Here is a 24,858-nt window from a genome sequence, read left to right as displayed (position 1 = left end):
TTTCTTTGTAATTTTTTGTAATAAAAAATAGTTATCCTTGATTGACATAAAAAATTCAAAATTAGCATAAAAATAAAGCCGATATAGTGAATTTAGTTATATCGGCTTTTTATTATCCATTTTGTTTATTTATCTTAGGCAAACGTTTTCGTTCTGGTCAAATTTCATTTATAATACAGTTGTTTTTTTATTTTAGATAGGATTTTTTTATGTTACAAATTTTTCGTGGTTCTCCTGCGTTATCTGATTTTCGTTTAAACCAGTTGGCAATTCGTTTTGAACAAGATAATTTGCCAGTCCTATCTTGTTATGCAGAATTTTTACATTTTGCTAATTTAATAGAGCCACTAGCTGATATAGAAAAAGAAAAATTAAAAGAACTTTTGCATTATGGACCAGCTCAGGAATCACAAGAGCCTCATGGAAAATGTTTCATTGTCATTCCTCGTATAGGCACAATTTCCTCTTGGTCATCAAAAGCGACAGATATTGCACATAATTGTGATTTAGATAAAGTAGTCCGTTTGGAGCGTGGTATTAGTTATTATTTTAAATTTGATCGCAGCTTAACGTTAGAAGAACAGCAAAAATTACTTTCTCATATTTATGATCCTATGATGGAAACCATTATCCATCACCCGAAAGAAGCTAATATTTTATTTGAACAACGTGATCCAAAACCTTTTACTACTGTTGATATATTAACAGGCGGACGTGTTGCATTAGAGATTGCAAATAGTCGCTTAGGTTTGGCATTAGCTGAAGACGAAATCGATTATCTAATCAATAACTTTACCGCACTTGATCGTAATCCTACAGATGTAGAACTTTATATGTTTGCGCAAGCTAATTCAGAACATTGTCGTCATAAGATTTTTAATGCGGACTGGATTATTGATGGTAAAAAACAAGAAAAATCCTTGTTTAGAATGATAAAAAATACTTTTGATAAAACTCCTGATTATGTACTTTCTGCTTATAAGGATAATGCCGCGGTAATGGAAGGTTCAAGAGTGGGACGATTTTTTCCAGACTCAGATGGGCAGTATCGGTATCATCAAGAAGATACTCATATTTTAATGAAAGTAGAAACTCATAATCATCCAACGGCAATATCTCCATTCCCTGGAGCTGCAACAGGTTCAGGTGGAGAAATTAGAGATGAAGGTGCAACAGGTCGGGGAGCTAAGCCTAAAGCGGGCTTAATGGGTTTTTCTGTTTCTAATTTATGTATCCCAAATTTTATTCAAGCTTGGGAGAATCCACTCTCTAAGCCTAGCCGTATTGCATCTGCGTTAGATATTATGATTGAAGGACCGCTTGGTGGTGCAGCATTTAATAATGAATTTGGTCGTCCAGCTTTGCTTGGCTATTTCCGTACTTATGAAGAAAAGGTGAATAGTTTTAATGGAGAAGAAGTTCGAGGATACCACAAACCCATTATGCTTGCTGGAGGGATTGGTAATATTCGAGCAGAGCATGTCAATAAAGAGGAGATACCTGTAGGGGCGAAATTAATAGTTTTGGGTGGACCTGCAATGAATATTGGTTTAGGCGGTGGAGCTGCTTCTTCAATGACTTCAGGCAAATCAAAACAAGATTTAGATTTCGCATCTGTTCAACGTGACAACCCAGAAATGGAACGTCGCTGTCAAGAAGTGATTGACCGCTGTTGGCAATTAGGAGCGGAAAATCCAATTTTGTTTATTCATGATGTTGGTGCAGGTGGATTATCTAATGCAATGCCAGAATTAGTACATGATGGTGGACGTGGTGGTAAATTTGAATTACGTCAAATTTTGACTGATGAACGAGAAATGTCACCGTTGGAAATTTGGTGTAATGAATCTCAAGAACGCTATGTTTTAGCGGTTTCAACAGAAAAGTTACCGCACTTTACTGCAATTTGTGAACGTGAACGGGCTCCTTTTGCTGTCATTGGTGAAGCTACAGAGCAGTTGCATTTAACTTTGCACGATACGCATTTTGATAATAATCCGATTGATTTACCAATGAATGTGTTATTAGGTAAGACACCGAAGATGGTTCGCAATGTAAAATCTTCTCAAGTAAATAATAGCCCTCTAGATCAGTCCGAGATATTAATTAAAGATGCATTGCATCGTGTATTACGTTTACCAGCAGTGGCTGAAAAAACATTTTTGATCACTATCGGAGATCGAACAGTAACAGGAATGGTAGCTCGAGATCAAATGGTAGGACCTTGGCAGATTCCTGTTGCAGATTGTGCAGTGACTACTGCGAGCTTAGATAGTTATCATGGCGAAGCAATGTCTATTGGGGAACGTAGTCCTGTTGCATTGTTAGATTTTGCCGCTTCAGCACGCTTAGCTATAGCGGAAAGCTTAACTAATATTGCTGCTACTAATATTGGTGATATTAAACGAGTTAAATTATCTGCAAATTGGATGGCTGCTGCTGGGCATGGTGGTGAAGATGCGGGACTTTATCAAGCGGTAAAAGCTGTAGGTGAAGAGCTTTGCCCAGCGTTAGGCTTAACGATTCCTGTAGGTAAAGATTCAATGTCAATGAAGACTACATGGATAGAAAATGGCGAGCAAAAATCAGTGACCGCACCTATGTCAGTAATTATTAGTGCTTTTGCTCGAGTCGAAGATGTCCGCAAAACAGTTACACCACAGTTACGGACAGATAAAGGAGCTAGTCGTTTACTTTTGATTGATCTTGGAGAAAGTAAAAATCGATTAGGAGCGACTGCACTTGCTCAAGTTTATAAGCAGTTAGGTGATACTCCTGCAGATGTAGTTAATGTGTCAACTCTAAAAGGCTTTTTTAATGCAATGCAAGAATTAGTACAGAAAGAAAAATTACTTGCTTACCATGACCGCTCAGATGGTGGTTTAATTGTTAGCCTTGTAGAAATGGCATTTGCTGGTAATTGTGGGCTTTCTGTAGAAATTAGTGCGTTAGGTGATAATGATCTTGGTGTTTTATTTAGCGAAGAATTGGGTGCTGTAATTCAAGTGGCTGAAGGTGACTTACATACAGTACGAGATATTTTAGCTAAACATAATTTAATTCATATAACTAAAGAACTTGGTACCGTTACCAATGATGATCATATTGAAATTACACGTAGCACTAAAGTACTGCTAAGTGAAAGAAGATCTGAATTACGTGGAATTTGGGCAGAACTTACTCATAGAATGCAACGATTACGTGATAATTCTGATTGTGCAGATCAAGAATTTGCGATGAAGAAAGATCCACAAAATAAAGGACTTTCTGTACAGTTAAGCTATGATGTGAATAAAGATATTGCAGCACCTTACATTGCCACAGGCGTACGTCCAAAGATCGCAATTCTACGAGAACAAGGAGTAAATAGTCATTATGAAATGGCTGCGGCTTTTGATCGAGCAGGTTTTAATGCTATTGATGTGCATATGAGTGACTTACTCAATAAAAATTATAATCTTAATGATTTCAATGCATTAGTTGCTTGTGGTGGTTTTTCTTATGGAGATGTTCTTGGTGCTGGTGGTGGTTGGGCAAAATCTATTTTATTTAATACCGCACTTCGTGAACAATTTACCGAATTTTTTCAACGAGAAGATACCCTTGCTTTAGGAATTTGTAATGGTTGTCAAATGATTGCCAATTTAGCCGAAATTATTCCAGGTGCAGATAATTGGGGACGTTTTGTTCGTAATAAATCAGAACGTTTTGAAGCTCGAGTTGCTATGGTTAGAATTAATCAAACTAATTCACCATGGTTTGATGGTATGGCTGGATCACATATGCCAATTGCAGTATCTCATGGAGAAGGGCGGATCGAATTTAAACATAATTCACAATTACAAGCTTTACATGCACAGAATTTAGTTGTAGCTCAGTATGTGGATTATAATTTACAACCAACCGAAATTTACCCAGCTAATCCAAATGGTTCTGTAGAAGGAATCACCGCACTTTGTAATCAAAATGGTAGAGTGGCAATTATGATGCCACACCCTGAACGAGTTTTTCGTGCAGTGAATAACTCTTGGTATCCTGAACAATGGCAAGAAGATGGTGCTTGGTTACGTTTATTCCGCAACGCACGTGTTTTTTTTAAATAGTTAATAAAAATAGTGTTAATAGTTAACGCTATTTATTTTTATAGCATAAAATCAGAAATTGTGGGTTGTTAAACAGGTCGGATTATGAAACAATTCAAGGTTATTCATTTTACTTAAAAAATTCAAGGTGAAGGATAGTGATCGATTTCGATGGCTACCGCCCAAACGTAGGAATTGTTATTTATAACCGACAGGGACAAGTGCTTTGGGCAAAAAGGCACGGACAAAATTCATGGCAATTTCCACAAGGCGGGATTAACGATAATGAAACTGCAGAGCAGGCAATGTATCGTGAGTTATTTGAAGAAGTAGGATTAACGCCAAAAGATGTCAAACTCCGTTATACGTCAAAACAATGGTTGCGTTACAAATTACCTAAAAGACTATTGCGCTATGATAGTAAGCCAATTTGTATTGGTCAGAAACAAAAATGGTTTTTATTACAGCTTATCTCAGATGAGAAAAATATTAGCGTACAGCACAATAAATCTCCTGAGTTTGATGGCTGGCGTTGGGTTAGTTTTTGGTATCCTGTTCGTCAAGTGGTTTCTTTTAAAAAAGAGGTGTACCGTAAGGCGATGAAAGAATTTGCTTCTGTATTGTTTGTTCATAAAGAAAGTGTTATAGCAACGCATTATGATAATAAATCTTATCAGCAAAGCAAAAAGGGAGGATCAGGAAAGTATCAAAAACGATTATTTAATACAAATAAACTAAGGAAATAAATATGATGAGTTTTTTCTTTGTCTGTTTAGCATTAGGTTGTATTGCAGGATTTTTAGCTGGTTTATTTGGTATTGGCGGAGGGATGATTATTGTTCCAACACTAGTGTATATTTTACCGATGGTTGGCATACCTGATCATTTATTGATGTCTGTGGCTCTGGGAACTTCTTTCGCTACTATTGTTGTTACTGGATTTTCTTCAGCACAACGACACCATAAGCTTGGTAATGTTATGTGGCGTGAAATTAAATTATTAGCCCCTGTTATTATGTTAACCACGTTCATTTCAGGTTTATTTATTGGGCAATTAGATAAAACTGTTTCTAGTAAAATTTTTGCTTGTTTAGTTATTTATTTAGCCATTAAAATGGCGTTGTCTATAAAGCCTAAAGAAACTCTAAAAAAATTGACCGCACTTTCCGCCGTAATTGGTGGTATTTTGATTGGTATTGCTTCAAGTGCTGCTGGTATCGGTGGCGGTGGTTTTATTGTCCCTTTCTTAAATTCTCGTGGTATTGAAATGAAAAAGGCGATAGGCTCCTCTGCACTTTGTGGCATGTTACTGGGTTTATCTGGTATGTTAAGTTTTATCATTGGTGGTTGGAATGCTAAAAATATGCCTGATTTTTCAATTGGCTATGTTTATCTTCCTGCATTATTTGGTATCACTTTGACTTCATTTTTTACTTCAAAAATCGGTGCTACACTTACGACGAAGTTGCCTGTAAAAACATTAAAAAAGGCATTTTCATTATTACTCATTGCGATTGCTATTGATATGTTTCTTAAATAAGGATAACTATGCAGACTGAATTTATTACTTTTCCGCAGTTTGACCCTGTCATTTTTTCATTAGGACCTATTAGTTTGCGTTGGTATGGACTGATGTATTTATTAGGTTTTATTTTCGCTCGTTGGCTTGCGGTTCGCCGTGCGAATAAACCACAAAGTGGTTGGTCAGTCGAACAAGTTGATAATTTATTGTTTAATGGTTTTTTAGGCGTTTTTTTAGGTGGAAGAATAGGTTATGTATTCTTTTATCAATTTGATTCTTTTTTGCAAGAACCCAGCTATTTATTTCGAGTATGGGAAGGTGGTATGTCTTTTCATGGAGGCTTAATTGGAGTAATTTTATCTATGTTGATTACTGCTAAATTGCAGAAACGTAGTTTTTGGGCAACAGCCGATTTTGTAGCTCCTCTTATTCCATTTGGCTTGGGCATCGGGCGGATTGGTAATTTTATCAATGATGAATTATGGGGACGAGTAACGGATGTCTCTTGGGCTGTGTTGTTTCCATCTGGTGGTTATTTACCTCGTCATCCTTCTCAGCTTTATGAATCCTTTCTGGAAGGATTGGTATTATTTATTATTTTAAATTTGTTTATTAACAAACCACGTCCAACAGGATCTGTTGCGGGGCTGTTTTTAGTTTGTTACGGATTTTTCCGCTTTATCGTTGAATACTTCCGTGAACCCGATCCACAACTGGGACTGTTTTTGGGGCAGCACATTTCTATGGGGCAAATTTTGTCTATACCGATGATTGTTATCGGTATAATTATTATGTTGTATGCATATAGTCGAAGTGCGGTTAAAAAAGTTATATAAAAAGAGAGTAACAAATGCATCAATATTTAGATTTATGTCAGCGAATTATTGAACAAGGTACATGGGTTGCAAATCAACGTACTGGTAAAAAATGTCTCACTGTAGTAAATGCAGATTTGACTTACAATGTAGCTAATAATGAATTTCCATTAATTACTACCAGAAAAAGTTATTGGAAAGCTGCTATTGCAGAATTTTTAGGCTATATAAGAGGCTATGATAATGCTGCGGATTTCCGTAAACTTGGCACAAAGACATGGGATGCTAATGCTAATGATAACATTGCTTGGTTGAATAATCCTCATCGTAAAGGTGTTGATGATATGGGGCGAGTTTATGGAGTTCAAGGGCGAGCTTGGCGAAAACCAAATGGCGACACATTTGATCAATTACGTAAAGTAGTGAATAATTTAACTAATGGTATTGATGATCGTGGTGAAATTATAACTTTTTTTAATCCAGGTGAAACAGAGTTAGGTTGTTTACGTCCTTGTATGCATACACATACATTCTCGCTATTAGGAGATACGCTCTATTTAACGAGTTATCAGCGTTCATGTGATGTTCCGCTCGGTTTGAATTTCAATCAAATTCAAGTTTTCACTTTTTTGGCTTTGATGGCACAAATCACAGGTAAAAAACCTGGTTACGCTTTCCATAAAATTGTTAATGCTCATATTTACGAAGATCAACTTGAGCTAATGCGTGATGTGCAGTTAAAACGAGAGCCATTACCTTTGCCTAAACTTGAAATTAATCCTGATATTAAAACGTTAGAAGATTTAGAAACATGGGTGACAATAGATGACTTTAAAGTTGTTGGTTACCAATGCCATTCACCTATTAAATATCCTTTTTCTGTATAAAGAGTAAAAATTAAGAAGATAGTATTTGCTGTATAGGATAAGACGTAAAAGGCATTTAAAGTGCGGTTTGATTTTGATGAAAAAATGATGAAACGAGCTTTGTCTTTAGCTGATGAAGCAGAGCGATTAGGGGAAATCCCTGTTGGTGCGGTATTAGTTGATGAAAAAGGTAATATTCTTGGAGAAGGTTGGAATTTATCAATTACTAATTCAGATCCAACCGCTCATGCAGAAATTATTGCTTTAAGACGTGCTGCTCAAAAAATAAAAAATTATCGTTTATTAAATACAACTCTATACGTAACATTAGAGCCTTGTACAATGTGTGCGGGTGCTATTTTACATAGTAGAATAAAACGTTTAGTGTTTGGGGCAGCAGATTATAAAACAGGTGCGGTTGGCTCTCGTTTCCATTTTTTTGATGATTATAAAATGAATCATACGGTTGAAATTGAAAGTGGTATTTTAGCTCAGGAGTGTGGTCAAAAATTAAGCGATTTTTTTCGAAAAAGACGTGAGCAAAAGAAACTAGAAAAATCAACCTATTAGAAATATTATTGTCCTTTCTAATAAAGAGACTTCGCTTTTTATTGAATATGTAATAGAAAAGTAATTTATTGTAAAGAACTTTTTATAATTGTTAATGTCTAAGTTTGCATGAAGATAGAATAGATTGTTGAGAACAGTTGATCTTATCTGAAATTATGCTATAACTATCCAGTTAATCCATTTAAATTAAGAAGGAAAACGATGAGTAGAGAAACACAAACTATGTTGTTGGTTCCACAAGGTAGTCTTGAGGGGTATATTCGTGCAGCGAATGAGTATCCAATGCTAACTCTTGACGAAGAAAAGGAATTGACGGAGCGTTTGTATTATCAAGAAGATTTGGAAGCAGCTAAAAAGTTGATTTTATCTCATCTTCGTTTCGTGATTCATGTAGCTCGTGGTTATTCGGGCTATGGTTTACCGCAAGCAGATTTAATTCAAGAAGGTAATATTGGCTTGATGAAAGCAGTAAAACGTTTCAATCCTGAGGTAGGTGTACGCTTAGTATCTTTCGCTGTGCATTGGATTAAAGCAGAAATTCATGAGTATGTGTTGCGAAATTGGAGAATTGTTAAAGTTGCTACTACTAAAGCTCAACGCAAATTGTTTTTTAATTTAAGAAAAACGAAACAACGTTTAGGATGGTTTAATGAAAATGAAGTAGATATGGTCGCTCAAGAGTTGGGAGTATCTAAAGAGGATGTAATCGAAATGGAAAGCCGAATGACAGGATCTGACGTTGGCTTTGATTTGCCTGACGATAGTGATGACGAAACTTATGCACCCGCTTTATATTTAGAAGATAAGTCTTCCAATTTTGCAGCTGAATTAGAAAATGAGAATTTTGAAAATCAAGCTGTTGAGCAATTGTCTTATGCTTTAGAAGGGCTTGATGAACGTAGTCAAGACATTATTAGAACTCGCTGGTTAGATGAAAATAAGGCTACTTTGCAGGATTTAGCTGTGAAATACAATATTTCTGCAGAACGTGTAAGACAGCTAGAAGCCAGTGCTTTGAAAAAATTAAAAAATGCAGTGAATTTTTAACTCCTTTTAATTTAAAATATTTTGATAGGGCGAACTTATAAAGTTTGCCTCTGTTTTTTGCATAAAATGTAAAACGCCACACCGCACTTTTGTTGCATTCTTTTGGGGTATGAGCATTTTTTGTGAAATTATTTTAAAAAATACTTTATTTTTTGCTAAAAAAGTGTACTATGTGCGACCTTATCAGACAGTTCGTCTGATAGTCAGATTTTCCAATTCCAGGAAATAAAAAAGCTGCAACGCTTTTTTTAATAAGTAGCGAGTCAAATGCCCCATGGCTCTTATTTTAAAATAAGAAAGCTTAGGCTTTCCGCAAGGCACCGACTTATTTTTTTAACCTCTAATAGAAGGTACGTTTAAGATATGACAAATACTCCTGTAAATCCAATTAATCAAGCCACAAATGCCTATTACTTAACTCGCCAGGATCAGATGGAATCCAATGTTCGTAGTTATCCTCGTAAGTTACCATTAGCTATTGCTAAAGCTCATGGTTGTTGGGTAACGGATGTGGAAGGTAATGAATATCTTGATTGTTTGGCTGGTGCGGGGACATTAGCATTAGGACATAATCACCCTGCGGTTATTCAAGCAATTAAAGACGTTTTAGACAGTGGTCTACCGCTACACACTTTAGATATTACAACACCGTTAAAAGATGCTTTTACTGCTGAATTATTGTCATTTTTTCCTAAAGATCAGTATTGCTTGCAGTTTTGTGGTCCATCTGGGGCAGATGGCACAGAAGCGGCCATTAAATTAGCGAAAACTTATACTGGACGTGGTAACGTGATTTCTTTTTCTGGTGGTTATCATGGAATGACCCATGGTTCGTTGTCTATGACTGGCAATTTAAATGCGAAAAATGCTGTACAAAATTTAATGGCTGGTGTGCAATTTATGCCTTATCCACATGAATATCGTTGTCCATTAGGGCTAGGTGGAGAAGCGGGTGTTGACGCTTTAACTTATTATTTTGAAAACTTTATTGAAGATGTAGAGAGCGGTGTTGTTAAACCTGCAGCAGTGATTCTTGAAGCTATTCAAGGAGAGGGCGGAGTAGTGACCGCTCCTGTAAAATGGTTGCAAAAAATACGTGAAGTAACAAGAAAACATGGCATCATTTTAATTTTAGATGAAGTTCAAGCTGGTTTTTGTCGTTCAGGTAAAATGTTTGCATTTGAACATGCAGGGATTGATCCTGATGTAGTAGTAATGTCAAAAGCAGTAGGAGGTAGTTTGCCATTAGCCGTGCTAGCAATTAAAAAAGAATTTGATGCGTGGAAACCAGCAGGTCACACAGGGACATTTCGTGGTAATCAAATGGCGATGGCTACAGGTTATGCTACATTGAAAGTGATGAAAGAACAAAATTTGGCTGAACATGCTCGAGTTTGTGGTGAATTTTTACAAACAGAATTGAAAAAATTGTCTGAAACCTATCCTTGTATTGGTAATGTTCGTGGTCGTGGACTGATGATTGGTATTGAAATTGTTGATGAACGTCAACCTCAAGATCGAATTGGTGCGTATCCAGCTGATTGTGATTTAGCTGCTGCAATTCAAAAAGCTTGTTTTGAAAATAAATTATTACTAGAGAGAGGTGGACGTGGTGGCAATGTAGTACGTATTCTTTGTCCATTAATTATAACTCAAACAGAATGTGAAGAGATGATCAAGCGTTTCAGCAAATCTGTCGCTGAAGCGGTCAAAGCCATTCGAGCTTAACTTATTGCTGTTTTGGAAAGTGCGGTTAAAATTACCGCACTTTTGTTTAACGTATTCTTACTTAACGATTTCATTAAAGGAAACAATATGGTAGATTTTGCTAAACATCAACAAGCGTTATTATGCCGTGATCCTCAATCTATTTCAGATTATAAAACATTAATGCAAACTGCAGTAAATGCAGTTGCAGAATGGTTAAAAAATGAAAAAATGTACACGGGTGGTAGTATTAAACAACTACGCAGTGAAATTGCGTTTAATCCTTCCAAACAAGGTATTGGTCTAGAGAAGTCTTTACAGCGTTTAATTGAATTATTTTTAAACAAGAGTTTGAAGGTACATCACCCACATTCTTTAGCTCATTTGCATTGCCCAACGATGGTTGCTAGCCAAATTGCAGAAGTGTTAATTAATGCAACTAATCAATCTATGGATTCTTGGGATCAAAGTCCAGCTGGTTCTTTGATGGAAGTGCAATTGATTGACTGGTTACGACAAAAAGTTGGTTTTGCACCAGGTCAAGCTGGCGTGTTTACTTCAGGTGGTACGCAGTCTAATCTAATGGGAGTATTATTAGCTCGAGATGCTTGTATTGCTAAAAACTGGAAAACGGTTGAAGGCAAAGAGTGGTCTGTTCAGCAAGATGGAATCCCAGCAGATGCGATCAAAAAAGTAAAAGTAGTTTGTTCTGAAAATGCTCATTTTTCAGTGCAAAAAAATATGGCAATGATGGGAATGGGCTTTCAGTCAGTAGTTACTGTGCCTTGTAATGCGAATGCTCAAATGGATATAGTCGCTTTACAAAAAACGTTGACAGAATTGACTGCTAAAGGAAATTTGATTGCTTGTATTGTTTCTACAGCAGGCACGACAGATGCTGGAGCGATTGATTCACTTAAAGATATTCGCAAGTTAGCAGATCAGTACGAAGCTTGGGTTCATGTTGATGCTGCTTGGGGTGGAGCTTTATTGCTTTCTAATGAATATCGCCATTGGCTTGACGGTTTAGAGTTAGTGGATTCTGTTACTTTAGATTTTCATAAACATTTCTTTCAAAGTATTTCTTGTGGTGCATTTTTGTTAAAAGATGAAAAAAATTTCCGCTTTATTGATTATAAAGCAGATTATTTAAATTCTGAATATGATGAAGAACATGGCGTACCAAATTTAGTATCGAAATCTTTGCAAACTACTCGTCGTTTTGATGCTCTAAAACTATGGCTTACAGTAGAAGCGTTAGGTGAGGAATTATATGGTTCAATGATCGATCACGGAATTAAATTGACTCGTGAAGTAGCTGATTATATTAAAGAAAATGATGAATTAGAGCTTCTAGTTGAGCCACAATTTGCTTCAGTGCTATTTCGTGTCGTGCCAACAAATTATCCAGTAGAATTCATTGATAACTTAAATCAGCATGTAGCGGATGAATTATTTGCTTGTGGTGAGGCAAATATTGGAGTGACTAAAGTTAACGGAATACAAGCTTTAAAAATGACCACATTGAGTCCAATTGCAACTTTAGATAATGTTAAAGTTCTATTAAATCAAGTAATCAGTGAAGCTCATCGAATTAAAGGTGCTGTAGTTGAAGGAAATTACCAAATAGTAATTGATTAGATCTTTATCTTTTTTAAGATAATTCGAAAAAGTGACCGCACTTTAACTAAAACTAAAGTGCGGTTTTTTTATTGAAAAGATATTGATTTGAAATCACGTTGCTAATTAGATGTTGAGGAAAGTCAATATTTAAGTAGAGTTTACTTTGTTAATAAAAAACGATAATAACAAAGATCAACGAGTAGTTACGGTCTTTATAAATTTACTATTGTTGTCTTAAGCTTAATTTTGTTAAACCAATATCACAACTCTTTATTTGAGTTTCTAGTTCCATTTCTAGGATCTTTTGCTTACTTTGGTTGAGCTTACTTTTTATTTTTCTTAGTTGTACGTGTGTACCAGGCTGCTTTTCTGCTTCAGCAATTAAATTTTCTGTTTCTTCAAAGAGTTTTTTACATTGTTCAGGAATGAATGACACTGCTTTTGGTTCATTTTTTGGTTGTTGTTCAGCTAATGATAACGAACTATAAGATATAGTAAAAATAAAAAGAGCGGTCAATATTGAGCGAATATTTTTTCTCATCATATAATTCATTCCATTTTTCAATCTAAAAACAATCCTATCGGAAATTATCAAAAAATGATTTAAAAGTCTAGTTCTTTTCGTTTGTTTTTTATTTATTTAATAAATTGCTTAATTGAAATGTTATTTAAATGTTAATGATTTATGTAATTTGATTTAGATCAATGAATGTAAATATATTGATTTTGATTTGTTTTGATTTAGATCTAAAAATGTGATCTGTGTAACATTTTTGCTATTTTTTATCCGTACTTTTAGTAGTAGAATATAGGTAGTCGAGTTATCTATATAACGATTGATTCGTTGCTATACAATTTGCATTAATTTTTAAATAACATTAGCAATAGTTGTCAAGATAACTCGGTATTTTAACTAAAGGAAAAGCCTTTAGAATGGGGTGATTACTTGGTAATCATTTGATTAAGAACTTGTGCATTGCAAGGAGTTGATGAGATGTTAGATGTTGTTGAACTCTCTCGATTGCAGTTTGCGTTAACTGCATTATATCACTTTTTGTTCGTACCACTGACCTTAGGTTTAAGTTTTATCCTTGTGATAATGGAAACCATGTATGTGGCGACGGGTAAAGAAGTTTACAAGGATATGACTAAGTTCTGGGGTAAATTATTTGGTATTAACTTCGCTTTAGGAGTTACCACAGGTATTACAATGGAATTTCAGTTTGGTACAAACTGGTCATATTATTCTCATTATGTGGGAGATATTTTTGGTGCACCACTCGCTGTTGAAGCATTATTAGCATTCTTCCTAGAATCAACCTTTGTAGGATTATTCTTCTTTGGTTGGGATCGCTTATCAAAAGGTAAGCACTTATTGACTACGTATTGTGTTGCGTTTGGTTCAAACCTGTCTGCAATGTGGATTTTAGTTGCAAATGGTTGGATGCAATATCCAGTAGGGTCAGAATTCAACTTCGAAACTATGCGTATGGAAATGACCAGTTTCTTAGAATTATGGTTAAATCCAGTAGCTCAAAGTAAATTTTTACATACATTATCTGCGGGCTATGTTGTAGGTTCGTTATTTGTACTAGGTATTAGTTCATACTATATTCTGAAAGGTCGTGATATTGGGTTTGCTAAACGTTCATTTTCTATTGCTTCTGTGTTTGGCATCATTGCAACAGTTTCCGTATTAATTATGGGTGATGAATCAGGATATGAAATTGGTCAAACTCAACCAGTAAAATTGGCTGCGATGGAAGGTGAATGGCATACTCAGCCAGCTCCAGCAAGTTGGAATGCAATTGTTGTAACTAATGAGGCAGAAAAACGTAATGATTTTGCTTTACAAATTCCATATGCTGCGGGGATTATCGTAACTCGCTCATTAGATAAAACTTTTGCAGGTGTGAATGATTTGCAAAAAGTAAATGAAGATCGTGTACGTAACGGTATGGTGGCATACTATTTACTCCAACAGTTAAGAGCAGAGAAAAAAGAGCTTGGTCAAGTAAAAGAAGAAACAAAAGCTCAATTTAATGCCGTTAGAAAGGATCTTGGTTTTGGTCTTTTATTGAAACGTTATACTGATAAGGTTGTTGATGCTACCGATGCTCAAATAAAACAGGCTGCTGCAGATACTATTCCAAACGTAGGTCCGACATTTTGGTCATTCCGTATAATGATGATTGCTGGTGGATTGGTTTTACTCTTAATGATTGCTGCGTTTGTACAAAATATTCGTAAAACAGTGGGGCGTAGTCCTTTATTGCTAAAACTTTTATTATGGGGTATTCCACTTCCGTGGATTGCTGCAGAAAGTGGCTGGTTCTTAGCAGAATATGGACGTCAGCCATGGGCAATTTACGATACATTACCAGTGGGCGTTGCTGCATCTAATTTAGGAGCAGGTGATCTTTGGTTATCTATTATCTTAATTTGTGCACTTTATACAGTATTCTTAATTGCGGAAATGTATTTAATGTTCAAGTATAGCCGTCTAGGTCCAAGTTCATTGAAAACAGGACGCTATTATTTTGAGCAGTCAGCGAGATAAGTAGGAGCCTAACTATGATTGATTATGAATTTCTACGTTTTATTTGGTGGGTCTTAGTTGGTGTATTGCTTATCGGATTTGCAGTCACTGATGGTTTTGATATGGGCGTATTAACTCTATTACCTTTGGCTGGTAAAAAAGAAGTAGAAAAACGCATTATGATCAACTCTATCGCCCCACATTGGGATGGAAACCAAGTTTGGTTGCTTACTGCGGGAGGTGCAATGTTTGCTGCATGGCCTGTAGTTTACGCTACATCATTCTCAGGTTTTTACATTGCTATGATTTTGGTTTTAGCCGCACTTTTCTTCCGTCCAGTAGGGTTGGAATATCGTGCTAAGATCGATAATCCGAAATGGCGTACTGCTTGGGATTGGGGACTATTTGTTGGTGGTTTTGTACCGTCATTAGTATTTGGTGTTGCATTCGGTAACTTATTACAAGGTGTACCATTCCACTTTAATGATATTATGCAAGTCACTTATACAGGTTCATTTTTTGCATTATTGAATCCGTTTGCGTTGCTCTGTGGTTTGATAAGTTTGTTTATGCTTACTACACAAGGTGCTGCATGGTTGCAATTGAAAACTACAGCAGAATTGCGTGAGAGAGCAAGAAATATTACTCAAGTTGGTGCACTAGCCACTTTGATTACATTTGTACTCGCTGGGGTATGGTTATACTTTATTGATGGCTTTGTTGTAACAAGCGTTATTGACCACAATGCACCAACATCACCATTAGGTAAAGAAGTAGTATTGCAAACGGGAGCATGGTTTAACAACTACTTTAATGCCCCAATTTTATTTATCTTCCCAGTGTTAGCTGTTGTTGGAGCATTGCTTAATATCGTTGCTTCAAAATCAAATCGCTGTGGTTGGGCATTTTTATTCTCATCATTAACTATGGCAGGAATTATTTTAACTTGTGGTGTAGCAATGTTTCCATTTGTTATGCCATCAATAACACATCCTGAAATGAGTTTATTAATGTGGGATGCAACCTCAAGCGAATGGACATTAACTCTGATGCTAGGTTTCGCTCTAATATTCGTAGTGATCTTATTGTCTTATACTATTTGGTCATATGTGAAAATGTTTGGTCGTCTTGACAGCAATTTCATTGAGAATAACAACAACTCATTGTACTAAGGAGATAAATTATGTTTTATGTGTTATGGGTCGTGGGTGTGCTGTTTGCCGTAATGTTAAGTGCGATTGTTACAATTGGACTTGAAAAAACAGGAAAACTTGACGAGTAAGTCAATGAATTTGTTGTATCAACTATTTAATAAGGGTTCATATAGAACCCTTTCATTCATTGTTGCACTTATCCTTACTCTGTGCTTCTTTTTAAATATTAACAATTTTTCATCTCAATTAAGGGTAGCTTCGCCTATTGGGTGAGGCTGTTAATTTGGAGTACAGTAATTTTATGGATTCATGGCATTGGTTTGGATATTCGTCATATTTTTTGGAAAACATTATTTAATCCTATTTGGGCATATGTGACTGTAATTACATTATTGATTGACCAGATTGCTAGATGAGTAAAAATGTTAAAAAATAAAACCGCACTTTTGTGATCGTGCGGTTTTGTCATATTTTCTATTTAATGAATTTTATTTCTTGGGGTGATACTGCCAAAATAGAAGCGTCATCTCCCCAATCACCCAAAACAATTCGAGTAAAGTGCGGTGGGATTTTGTGAATATTTTGTCTATGAGTATGTCCATGGATTATTTGATTTACATTAAATTGTTGAAAGATTTGTAATACTGTTTTAGGTGTCACATCCATAATTTCATTAGTTTTTTGTAATTTATCTTGCTTACTTTTTTTTCTAATTTTTGTTGCAATTTTTAACCGTATTTTTAGTGGCAAGTGTAAAAACAGCCATTGTCTCCATTTCTGATGAACCTTTTTTCGATACCGTTGGTAATTGACATCGTCAGTACAAAGAGTATCTCCATGACAAAGTAATGTTTTTTGTCCATATAAATCAATTAGATGATAAGTCGGCAATAAAATCAGACCGCAATCTTGAGCAAATTTTTTCCCGATTAGAAAATCTCGATTTCCATGAATGAAATAGCAAGGTACTCCTTGTTTTACTAGATTGCGAATTTGTGTCTTTACTGTCTCAATTAAAAGAGAATTTTCATCGTCACCAATCCAAAAGTCAAATAAGTCCCCTAAAATATAGAGTTGTTCTGCTTGTGGTGCTTTATGTTGCATAAAATCCACAAATAATTGTGTTAAGTGCGGTCTATCTTCAGCTAAATGTAAATCAGCAATAAAATAAGTAGTCATAATATCTTTCACTTGTTTTTGTTTAGATTAGCATTTTTTTATCTCTTTCTACACTTATTTATTGATTTTCGTTATACTTGTAGAAATTTTTTTTGAGTGTTTATTATGTTGAAAATTAGTAGAGTCATTATTGTCTCCTTATGTTGTATTTTAATTTGTATTTTAGGAACAATTTATTCGTTAATTCGCTTTAGAAATCCTAGTAATGTTGGCGTAATTGCTCGTTGGTTTGGTCGTTTGTATCCTCTGTTTGGATTAGATGTAGAGCACCGTTTCCCTGCAGAAGCAGATAAAATTGGACGTTGTATTTATATTGGTAATCACCAAAATAATTATGACATGGTAACTATTTCTTATATGGTTATGCCACGTACAGTTAGTGTAGGGAAAAAAAGTCTAATTTGGATTCCGTTTTTTGGTATTTTGTACTGGGTAACAGGTAATATTTTCTTAGATCGCGAAAATCGCACTAAAGCACACGGTACAATGACGGAGCTGGCAAATAGAATTAACTCAGATAATCTATCAATTTGGATGTTTCCTGAAGGAACTCGTAGTCGAGGAAGGGGATTATTACCATTTAAAACAGGTGCATTTTATGCTGCTGTTTCTGCTGGTGTACCCATTGTGCCAGTTGTTTGTTCAACAACGCACAATCAAATTGATTTAAATCGCTGGAAAAATGGTAAAGTAATTTGTGAAATGTTACCACCTGTAGACACTTCAAGCTATTCAAAAGAAAATGTACGTGAATTAGCAGAATATTGCCGACGAATTATGAGCGAACGTATTAATCAACTTGATGATGAAATTGCAAGACAACCTCAAATCTAATTTTAGATATTAACAAAATGAAAGACTATTCTCGGAGACAGTTTTTAAAAGATACGCTAGTGCTAGGTGCTTTTTCTGCTTTGCCAAGTACAGCTTTAGCAACTGAACGACAACTACTTTATATTCCACCTTTAGTTAATATTAGTCGTGGTACTCCTTTATTTTTAGTCATGGATTCCGTACAACAGCAGTTAATGCATGGAAATCATACGGAGGTTTGGGGATTCAATGGGCATTATTTAGGACCAACAATTAAAATTCGTCGAGGTATGTTTGCAAAATTAAATTATCGCAATAATTTATCGCAAAAAATGGCAATTAATATTCAAGGGTTACAAGCCAATGGCGAGCTACTAGGTGGGATAAAGCATTGTCTACTACCAAAGACAAGCTGGTCTCCCATTGTTCCGATTAATCAACCAGCGGCAACTTGTTGGTATCATGCTTGCACTCCAGCGATTTCAGCTTATCAAACGTATCGCGGGTTAGCGGGAATGTGGATCATTGAAGATGAGAATAGTCGTAAAACAGGATTACCAGAAAAATATGGTATAAATGATATTCCATTGATCTTACAGGACCTTGAAGTTAATTCAGAGGGAGTTCAATTATTTAATAAAAATCAACCGCACTTTTTTGGTCGTCAGCTTTATGTCAATGGACGAGTGTCTCCCTATTTTGAGGTTCCTCGAGGATGGGTGCGTTTACGTTTAGTGAACGCTTCTCTTTCTCGAATTTATCAATTGAAATTTGATGACGATAGACAATTTCAGATTATTGCTCAAGATCAGGGATTTTTATCCGAAGCTAAAACAGTACAACAAGTCACTTTGGCACCTAGTGAGCGATTGGAGTTATTAGTTGATTTAAATAAGGGGGGGAATGCGACCTTAATTGCTGGCGATAGACAGAATTTTTTCAGTAAATTGACCTCGTTTTTTAGTTTCAGCGATCAGCTGGTTAATAATACTGTCATTGAATTACGTCCGCAAGGATTGCTTGCAGCCTTTGATAATAAACCACGCTGGCAATTTAATACTGATGCTGTTGATATGTTAAAAATGCCTGTAGCACGAGAGAGACAGTTTCACATAGATATAGATAGTGCATCAATAAACAATAAACGTTTTGATCCACATAGGATTGACGCTAATCCAAACAAGGGTACTGTAGAACGTTGGACATTAACATCTTCTTCGCTTGTTGGATTCAGAATTCAGGGAGCAAAATTTATCATTGAAAATATTGATGATCAAGCTCTCACAGTTCAAGAAATTGCATGGAAAGATACTTTGTTATTTAAAAAGAAAGCACAGATTCTAATTAAATTTGATCATACATCTTCAAATAATCGTCCATTCTTTTTTGGCTCTTCTGATTTAATGTTAGCAGATAAAGGCTGTATCGGCTTAATTGTTGTTCAATAAAAAGCACATTCTGTATTTAAAAGTGCGGTTAGAAAATACAATTTTATTTACTATATTAATTTTTCTATTTCTTGGTGAATACGATACATAGATTTTAATTTATGCAAATTTCTTATTGCATATTTATGCATAAAAATGTAATATTATTTCACTTTAACAAACAAGATTACTTTAAATATGACTATTAGTGTTAAAAACTTAAATTATTTTTACGGAACCACGCAAGCTTTGTTTGATATAAATTTAACAGCAGAAGATGGCGACGTCTTAGTTTTATTGGGTCCCAGTGGAGCAGGAAAAAGTACGCTTATTCGTACTTTAAATTTACTAGAAGTACCTAAATCTGGTGAATTAATCATTGCAAATAATAAATTTGACTTGTCTGTCGCAACAGCGAATCCAAAGCAAATGCGTAGATTGCGTCAAGATGTTGGTATGGTTTTTCAACAATATAACTTATGGCCACACTTAACTGTTCTTGAAAATTTAATTGAAGCACCAGTTAAAATTTTAGGTCTAGATAAACAAAGTGCTGTGCAACAAGCTCTTGAATTGCTACAACGTTTACGTTTAGCCGATTTTGAGGATCGTTTCCCGCTGCATTTATTTGGTGGTCAGCAGCAACGTGTGGCGATTGCAAGAGCATTAATGATGAAGCCACAAGTATTGTTGTTCGATGAACCAACAGCAGCGTTAGATCCTGAAATTACCGCTCAAATTGTTTCAATTATTCAAGAATTAAAAGAAACAGGTATTATACAAGTTATTGTTACACATGAAGTGGCAGTGGCAAAAAAAGTAGCAACTAAAGTTGTTTATATGGAGCAAGGTCGGATTATAGAAAAGGGTGACTTTACTTCTTTTGATAAACCACAAACTGAGCAATTTAAACAATATTTATATCATTCTCATTAAGGAGCAAATATGAAAAAATTATTATTAGCAACAATCTTGGCTAGTACTACCTTCGCCGTGAATGCACAAGAGATTACTTTTGCAATGGAACCGAGTTACCCTCCTTTTGAATTAACTAATGAAAAAGGACAAATTATTGGATTTGATGTGGATATTGCAAATGCGATTTGTAAAGAAATTAATGCGACTTGTTCTTATAAATCGCAAGCTTTTGATGCGTTAATTCCAAGCTTAATAAAAGGTCGCGGAGGTTTTGATGCGGCTATTTCAGGTATTGATATTACAGATGCTCGAGCAAAACAAGTAGCGTTTACTGACTCTTATTACGATAGTTCAGCAAGTTTTATTGGCGTAAAAGGTAAAAAAGATTTAAATACTGCTAAAGTAATTGGTGTACAAAATGGAACAACTTATCAACAATATGCTAATAATGAATTAGGAAAATATCAGAAAAAATCTTACGCAAGTCTTCAAGATGCGATTCTTGACTTGAAAAATGGTAGAATCGATTTGATCTTTGGAGACACTCCTGTATTGAAAGATATGTTAGATAAAAATCCAGAATTATCTTTCATTGGCGATAATGTGACAGATAAACGTTATTTTGGTAATGGATTAGGTATCGCTGTGAAAAAATCTAACACGGCTTTAGTTGAGCAATTGAATAAAGGACTGTCTGCTATTAAAGCAAATGGTGAGTATCAAAAAATTTATGATAAATGGATGGCTAAATAATCAAAATGTTTTTTGACTATCTCCCTTTAATTAAAACCGCAACCTTAATGACCGTTGGGTTAGCGGTTTGTTCTCTATTTTTAGGGCTGATTTTGTCTGTCATTTTTGTTGTGATGGAAAAATCGAAATGGCAGAGTATCAGCAAACCTACTGCCTTGATTGTGGCGTTGTTACGGGGATTACCTGAAATTTTAGTTGTATTCCTCATTTATTTTGGTGTACCCGAAATATTTGAAATTATTACTGGTAATTATGCAGAACTGGGACCATTTACATGTGGTGTAATTGCACTTTCAATTATTTTTGCATCTTATGCTTCACAGTCCTTGAGAGGTGCTATTCAAGCAATTCCTTTAGGACAATGGGAATCAGGAGCTGCACTCGGTTTAAGTCGTGGTTACACTTTTTTTAATATTATTATGCCTCAAGTGTGGCGACATGCCTTACCAGGTTTGAGTAATCAATGGCTTGTTTTACTAAAGGACACCGCACTAGTGTCATTGATTGGTGTAGATGATTTAATGCGTCAAACAGAACTAATTAATACGCAGACACATCAACCTTTTACATGGTATGGGATAGCTGCTTTACTGTATCTAGCGATTACGCTTATTAGTCAGTTTGTGATTCGTAAACTAGAATTACGTTTTACGCATTTTGAACGCAGGGAGGCAAAATTATGATTTCAGATTATTTTGTGACTATAGCACAAGGTATTCCCACTAGCTTAGTACTGACATTTGTATCTTTAATAATTGCTTTTGTTTTAGCGGTTTTCCTGACTTTTGTGTTATCTATGGATAATAAAATTGCAAAAAGTGCGGTAAATATTTTCCTTATTTGTTTTACTGGTACTCCGTTATTAGTGCAATTCTTCTTGATTTATTATGGGCCAGGTCAATTTCAATGGATTGTGAGTGGTCCGTTGTGGTCATTATTATCGAATGCATGGTTCTGTGCAATGTTGACTTTAGCATTAAATAGTGCGGCTTACTCTACTCAATTATTTCATGGTGCAGTTAAGGCGATTCCAAAAGGACAATGGGAAAGCTGTGCAGCTTTAGGATTAAGTTGTTGGCAAACACTTAAAATATTAATTCCCTACGCTTTAAAACGAGCATTACCATCTTATAGCAATGAAATTATATTAGTGTTTAAAGGTACATCTCTTGCTTCTACAATAACACTTTTGGATATTATGGGTTACGCACGACAGCTTTATGGGACAGAATATGATGCATTGACTATTTATGGTATTGCTGGAGTAATCTATCTTGTAATTACTGGTATTGCGACATTATTATTGCGTAAATTAGAAAATCGGGTTTTGTGCTTTGAACGTTTAGACAAAAACAGGCTATGATGTTGTTAGACCGTATAACATTAATGAATAGGCTTTGCTGTAGTGGCAAAGCCTATTTTTTATTTTTACGCTTTTTAAATTATATTGAAATATTTTTATTAAAGAAGTTAAGAAATCGGACCATTCGTATATAACGGTGTAGCAAAACAAATTCGTTGGAAATAAGAATTGTTACTAACTGTAATTTAGTTTCTTTTTGTTACTATTACCTAAGGAAATTTTAATATGTCGTTTCCAAAAAAATTTGCTGGTCCACTTTATCCAATTTTGTATTTTTTTATCCTCAATTTAGTTATTTTATCTCTAAGTCGAATAGGTCTGTCGTTGTGGCAATTTGAACGCATTAATGCTGTTGATGGATGGCAAACTCTCTTTTTGCAAAGCATTAGAATTGATATTTCATCACTTTGCTGGTTGTATTCTATTGCGATTATTGTGAGTTGTGTTTTTGCTAGTGAAAACCCGCTAGGTAAGTTAGCTAATAGATTTGTTAGACTTTGGCTAACTTTTGGTAGTACTTTCATTGTATTTATGGAACTTGCTACACCAGCCTTTATTGAAACTTATGATTTTCGCCCAAATCGTTTATTCATTGAATATCTCGTTAGTCCAAAAGAAGTTTTTACTATGTTATTGAATGGACATTTAATTGCATTAACTTTTACAGTAATTCTCACCGCACTTTTTGCTATTTTATTTTGGAAATTAGCGACACATGTAAGTAAAAATCTTTATTATCCTAAATGGCAGTGGCGAGCAATGTTATTTATTGTAGTTGCGGCAACTGCTTTTATTGGTGCTAGAGGTTCTTTTCAGCATAGAGGTATTAATCCCTCGATGGTTGCTTTTTCTTCAGATCCTTTAGTTAATTCTTTAGTATTAAATTCAGGATATTCGCTATTATTTGCAGCACAACAAATGAAAGATGAGGAAAATGCAGCGGAGCTTTACGGTAAAATGCCATTAGAAGAAGTAGTAACAGTATTGAAAAAAGCGATAAATCGTCCAGAGTCTGACTATATATCTACTAAACTGCCTATGTTGACAAAAAATGACGCAACTTATCAAGGAAAACCAAAAAATCTTGTAATCATTTTAGAAGAGAGTCTAGGTGCTCAATTTATCAATGTCTTAGGTGGTTTACCGATTTCACCAAATTTTGACCAGCTAACACAAGAAGGTTGGTTATTTGAAAATTTATACGCCACAGGAACACGTTCTGTTCGTGGGATTGAAGCTGTGACAGCGGGTTTTCCCCCTACTCCAGCAAGATCTATTGTAAAGTTGAGTGGTAGTCAATCAGGTTTTTTTACTATTGCACAGCTATTAGGGCAACGAGGTTATCACACTTCTTTTATTTATGGTGGAGAAAAACATTTTGATAATATGGCGAGTTTTTTTATGGTAACGGTTTTCAACAAATAATTGATGAAAAAGACTACGTTGACCCGAAATTTACTGCAACTTGGGGAGTGAGTGATGAAGATTTGTTCGATAAAGCTCATCAGCGTTTTACTCAGTTACATCGAAATGGTCAGCCATTTTTTAGCTTAGTGTTTAGCTCGAGTAACCATGATCCTTTTGAATTTCCAGATGGAAAAATTGATTTATATGAACAACCTAAACAAACCCGAAATAACGCAGCAAAGTATGCTGATTATGCGTTAGGTCATTTTTTTAAACTCGCAAAGCAAGCAGATTACTGGAAAGATACCATATTTTTAATTATTGCAGATCATGATTCTAGAGTTTATGGTGATGTGCTAGTACCAATTAAGCATTTCCACATTCCTGCATTAATTTTAGGTGCTGATATTATACCTCGTCGAGATCCTCGTTTAGTCAGTCAGATAGATATGCCAACAACTTTACTCTCTCTTATTGGAGTAGATAGCAATAATCCTATGTTGGGTTACGATTTAACAAAATCAGCCGATCCAAATCGGGCATTAATGCAGTTTGATAAAACTCTGGCTTATATGCGTAATGATCAAGTTGCAGTCTTACAACAAGGTAAGCCAATTCAAGAATTCCGTTATGATTATTCATCAGGTAAATTGATTAAAGCGAGTATTCCCGATGAAATAAAACGCCAAGCCTTAGCTTATTCCTTATGGGGAAGCTATGCTTATAAATATAAATTACACAAGTTAGAAGCAAATCAGCCAACCACAAAATAAAGAGCGGTCAGTTTTGAGAGAATTCTGTTCTTTGTGTAGATTTTTATGCAGTGAGAGGGATGGTCATAAAATGGTAATGAAATAGTTATTTTGATGTTATTTTGGTCAATTGGTAATTTTTTTTGGAAAAAAGTAAAAAAGTAGTTGCATAGGATTAAGAATTGACTATAATGGGGGGGCACACAACGACACGGCGTTGTAAGTAGATGACCGTGTCGTTTTTTTGTTCTTTAACAACTGATAGACAATCTGTGTGGGCACTTTGGAGATTTGTTTTTTTGTATATTGATATATTGAATT

At 35.2% G+C, this 24,858-nt stretch carries 20 protein-coding genes and 2 pseudogenes; 20 read left to right on the top strand and 2 right to left on the bottom strand.

Annotated elements, in window-relative coordinates; genetic code table 11:
- Positions 1 to 209: 209 nt before the first annotated feature.
- The 9 genes from purL to ACFQ02_RS03995 all read left to right on the top strand — a co-directional run bounded on the left by purL (position 210) and on the right by ACFQ02_RS03995 (position 12,250).
- Complete coding sequence (gene purL, locus ACFQ02_RS04035; RefSeq protein WP_380819644.1) at positions 210 to 4,103, top strand: phosphoribosylformylglycinamidine synthase; 3,894 nt, start codon at positions 210 to 212, stop codon at positions 4,101 to 4,103.
- 137 nt (positions 4,104 to 4,240) lie between these two features.
- The gene (rppH, locus tag ACFQ02_RS04030) at positions 4,241 to 4,828 is read left to right on the top strand and encodes an RNA pyrophosphohydrolase (protein WP_380819642.1); all 588 of its coding nucleotides are present in this window, start codon (positions 4,241 to 4,243) and stop codon (positions 4,826 to 4,828) included.
- Positions 4,829 to 4,830: 2 nt separating this feature from the next.
- Positions 4,831 to 5,622, top strand: a complete 792-nt coding sequence (locus ACFQ02_RS04025) for a sulfite exporter TauE/SafE family protein (protein ID WP_380819640.1) — start codon at positions 4,831 to 4,833, stop codon at positions 5,620 to 5,622.
- Between the two features lie 8 nt (positions 5,623 to 5,630).
- Complete coding sequence (lgt, locus tag ACFQ02_RS04020; RefSeq protein WP_380819638.1) at positions 5,631 to 6,440, top strand: prolipoprotein diacylglyceryl transferase; 810 nt, start codon at positions 5,631 to 5,633, stop codon at positions 6,438 to 6,440.
- 14 nt (positions 6,441 to 6,454) lie between these two features.
- The gene (locus tag ACFQ02_RS04015) at positions 6,455 to 7,306 is read left to right on the top strand and encodes a thymidylate synthase (protein WP_380819635.1); all 852 of its coding nucleotides are present in this window, start codon (positions 6,455 to 6,457) and stop codon (positions 7,304 to 7,306) included.
- Between the two features lie 84 nt (positions 7,307 to 7,390).
- Entirely contained in the window at positions 7,391 to 7,855 is a 465-nt protein-coding gene (tadA, locus tag ACFQ02_RS04010) for a tRNA adenosine(34) deaminase TadA (protein ID WP_380820168.1), read from the top strand.
- A 201-nt stretch (positions 7,856 to 8,056) separates the two neighbouring features.
- Positions 8,057 to 8,902 (top strand): RNA polymerase sigma factor RpoH, encoded by an 846-nt coding sequence (gene rpoH / locus ACFQ02_RS04005; protein WP_380819632.1) that lies wholly within the window; start codon positions 8,057 to 8,059, stop codon positions 8,900 to 8,902.
- A 363-nt stretch (positions 8,903 to 9,265) separates the two neighbouring features.
- A complete protein-coding gene (locus ACFQ02_RS04000; RefSeq protein WP_380819630.1) occupies positions 9,266 to 10,630 on the top strand; it encodes a diaminobutyrate--2-oxoglutarate transaminase in 1,365 nt (454 codons plus the stop codon).
- A gap of 87 nt (positions 10,631 to 10,717) precedes the next feature.
- Positions 10,718 to 12,250, top strand: a complete 1,533-nt coding sequence (locus ACFQ02_RS03995) for a pyridoxal phosphate-dependent decarboxylase family protein (RefSeq protein ID WP_380819627.1) — start codon at positions 10,718 to 10,720, stop codon at positions 12,248 to 12,250.
- Between the two features lie 205 nt (positions 12,251 to 12,455).
- Here the strand turns inward: ACFQ02_RS03995 and ACFQ02_RS03990 are convergent, their stop codons facing one another.
- A complete protein-coding gene (locus ACFQ02_RS03990) occupies positions 12,456 to 12,773 on the bottom strand; it encodes a DUF5339 domain-containing protein (RefSeq protein ID WP_380820166.1) in 318 nt (105 codons plus the stop codon).
- 453 nt (positions 12,774 to 13,226) lie between these two features.
- Here ACFQ02_RS03990 and ACFQ02_RS03985 point away from each other — a divergent pair, with 453 nt between their 5' ends.
- The 4 genes and pseudogenes from ACFQ02_RS03985 to ybgE all read left to right on the top strand — a co-directional run bounded on the left by ACFQ02_RS03985 (position 13,227) and on the right by ybgE (position 16,341).
- Positions 13,227 to 14,792: a cytochrome ubiquinol oxidase subunit I gene (locus ACFQ02_RS03985; RefSeq protein WP_380819624.1), complete on the top strand. Its 1,566-nt coding sequence runs from the start codon at positions 13,227 to 13,229 to the stop codon at positions 14,790 to 14,792.
- Positions 14,793 to 14,806: 14 nt separating this feature from the next.
- A complete protein-coding gene (gene cydB / locus ACFQ02_RS03980; RefSeq protein WP_380819621.1) occupies positions 14,807 to 15,943 on the top strand; it encodes a cytochrome d ubiquinol oxidase subunit II in 1,137 nt (378 codons plus the stop codon).
- 11 nt (positions 15,944 to 15,954) lie between these two features.
- A complete protein-coding gene (locus ACFQ02_RS03975; RefSeq protein WP_078218325.1) occupies positions 15,955 to 16,053 on the top strand; it encodes a cytochrome bd oxidase small subunit, CydX/CbdX family in 99 nt (32 codons plus the stop codon).
- Between the two features lie 4 nt (positions 16,054 to 16,057).
- Positions 16,058 to 16,341 (top strand): annotated as a pseudogene (gene ybgE / locus ACFQ02_RS03970) (cyd operon protein YbgE).
- A gap of 58 nt (positions 16,342 to 16,399) precedes the next feature.
- On the opposite strand, the gene lpxH reads toward ybgE, so the two are convergent.
- Entirely contained in the window at positions 16,400 to 17,107 is a 708-nt protein-coding gene (gene lpxH, locus ACFQ02_RS03965) for a UDP-2,3-diacylglucosamine diphosphatase (protein WP_380820163.1), read from the bottom strand.
- Positions 17,108 to 17,209: 102 nt separating this feature from the next.
- Between lpxH and ACFQ02_RS03960 the strand changes: the two genes are divergently transcribed.
- From ACFQ02_RS03960 to ACFQ02_RS03930, 7 genes and pseudogenes are all read left to right on the top strand, one after another.
- Positions 17,210 to 17,938 carry a 1-acylglycerol-3-phosphate O-acyltransferase gene (locus ACFQ02_RS03960; RefSeq protein WP_380819615.1) on the top strand — a complete coding sequence of 243 codons (729 nt, stop codon included), beginning with the start codon at positions 17,210 to 17,212 and terminating at the stop codon, positions 17,936 to 17,938.
- Positions 17,939 to 17,955: 17 nt separating this feature from the next.
- Positions 17,956 to 19,365, top strand: a complete 1,410-nt coding sequence (locus ACFQ02_RS03955) for a multicopper oxidase domain-containing protein (protein WP_380819612.1) — start codon at positions 17,956 to 17,958, stop codon at positions 19,363 to 19,365.
- Positions 19,366 to 19,542: 177 nt separating this feature from the next.
- Complete coding sequence (artP, locus tag ACFQ02_RS03950; RefSeq protein WP_380819610.1) at positions 19,543 to 20,280, top strand: arginine ABC transporter ATP-binding protein ArtP; 738 nt, start codon at positions 19,543 to 19,545, stop codon at positions 20,278 to 20,280.
- A gap of 9 nt (positions 20,281 to 20,289) precedes the next feature.
- Positions 20,290 to 21,015, top strand: coding sequence for a transporter substrate-binding domain-containing protein (locus tag ACFQ02_RS03945; RefSeq protein WP_380819607.1), 726 nt, complete (start codon positions 20,290 to 20,292; stop codon positions 21,013 to 21,015).
- Positions 21,016 to 21,020: 5 nt separating this feature from the next.
- Entirely contained in the window at positions 21,021 to 21,698 is a 678-nt protein-coding gene (gene artQ / locus ACFQ02_RS03940; protein ID WP_380819605.1) for an arginine ABC transporter permease ArtQ, read from the top strand.
- Positions 21,695 to 22,378 (top strand): arginine ABC transporter permease ArtM, encoded by a 684-nt coding sequence (gene artM / locus ACFQ02_RS03935; RefSeq protein WP_380819602.1) that lies wholly within the window; start codon positions 21,695 to 21,697, stop codon positions 22,376 to 22,378. Before artQ ends, artM begins: the two co-directional genes overlap by 4 nt.
- A gap of 225 nt (positions 22,379 to 22,603) precedes the next feature.
- A pseudogene (locus ACFQ02_RS03930) lies at positions 22,604 to 24,558 on the top strand (LTA synthase family protein).
- The last annotated feature ends 300 nt before the right edge of the window (positions 24,559 to 24,858 follow it).

Origin of the sequence: Seminibacterium arietis, from assembly GCF_042675725.1 — a bacterium.
GTDB lineage: Bacteria > Pseudomonadota > Gammaproteobacteria > Enterobacterales > Pasteurellaceae > Seminibacterium > Seminibacterium arietis.
This window is presented reverse-complemented; position numbering and strand designations above follow the sequence as displayed.

What these genes read in the sequence shown, in the direction of transcription:
- ACFQ02_RS04025 (WP_380819640.1), top strand. Translation starts at nt 4,831, where the DNA reads ATGATGAGTTTTTTCTTTGTCTGTTTAGCATTAGGTTGTATTGCAGGA.
- ACFQ02_RS03945 (WP_380819607.1), top strand. Translation starts at nt 20,290, where the DNA reads ATGAAAAAATTATTATTAGCAACAATCTTGGCTAGTACTACCTTCGCC.
- ACFQ02_RS03990 (WP_380820166.1), bottom strand. Translation starts at nt 12,773, where the DNA reads ATGAGAAAAAATATTCGCTCAATATTGACCGCTCTTTTTATTTTTACT.
- ACFQ02_RS03985 (WP_380819624.1), top strand. Translation starts at nt 13,227, where the DNA reads ATGTTAGATGTTGTTGAACTCTCTCGATTGCAGTTTGCGTTAACTGCA.
- artP (WP_380819610.1), top strand. Translation starts at nt 19,543, where the DNA reads ATGACTATTAGTGTTAAAAACTTAAATTATTTTTACGGAACCACGCAA.
- lgt (WP_380819638.1), top strand. Translation starts at nt 5,631, where the DNA reads ATGCAGACTGAATTTATTACTTTTCCGCAGTTTGACCCTGTCATTTTT.
- ACFQ02_RS03975 (WP_078218325.1), top strand. Translation starts at nt 15,955, where the DNA reads ATGTTTTATGTGTTATGGGTCGTGGGTGTGCTGTTTGCCGTAATGTTA.
- tadA (WP_380820168.1), top strand. Translation starts at nt 7,391, where the DNA reads ATGATGAAACGAGCTTTGTCTTTAGCTGATGAAGCAGAGCGATTAGGG.
- rpoH (WP_380819632.1), top strand. Translation starts at nt 8,057, where the DNA reads ATGAGTAGAGAAACACAAACTATGTTGTTGGTTCCACAAGGTAGTCTT.
- ACFQ02_RS04015 (WP_380819635.1), top strand. Translation starts at nt 6,455, where the DNA reads ATGCATCAATATTTAGATTTATGTCAGCGAATTATTGAACAAGGTACA.
- artM (WP_380819602.1), top strand. Translation starts at nt 21,695, where the DNA reads ATGATTTCAGATTATTTTGTGACTATAGCACAAGGTATTCCCACTAGC.
- artQ (WP_380819605.1), top strand. Translation starts at nt 21,021, where the DNA reads ATGTTTTTTGACTATCTCCCTTTAATTAAAACCGCAACCTTAATGACC.
- purL (WP_380819644.1), top strand. Translation starts at nt 210, where the DNA reads ATGTTACAAATTTTTCGTGGTTCTCCTGCGTTATCTGATTTTCGTTTA.
- ACFQ02_RS03960 (WP_380819615.1), top strand. Translation starts at nt 17,210, where the DNA reads ATGTTGAAAATTAGTAGAGTCATTATTGTCTCCTTATGTTGTATTTTA.
- ACFQ02_RS04000 (WP_380819630.1), top strand. Translation starts at nt 9,266, where the DNA reads ATGACAAATACTCCTGTAAATCCAATTAATCAAGCCACAAATGCCTAT.
- cydB (WP_380819621.1), top strand. Translation starts at nt 14,807, where the DNA reads ATGATTGATTATGAATTTCTACGTTTTATTTGGTGGGTCTTAGTTGGT.
- ACFQ02_RS03995 (WP_380819627.1), top strand. Translation starts at nt 10,718, where the DNA reads ATGGTAGATTTTGCTAAACATCAACAAGCGTTATTATGCCGTGATCCT.
- ACFQ02_RS03955 (WP_380819612.1), top strand. Translation starts at nt 17,956, where the DNA reads ATGAAAGACTATTCTCGGAGACAGTTTTTAAAAGATACGCTAGTGCTA.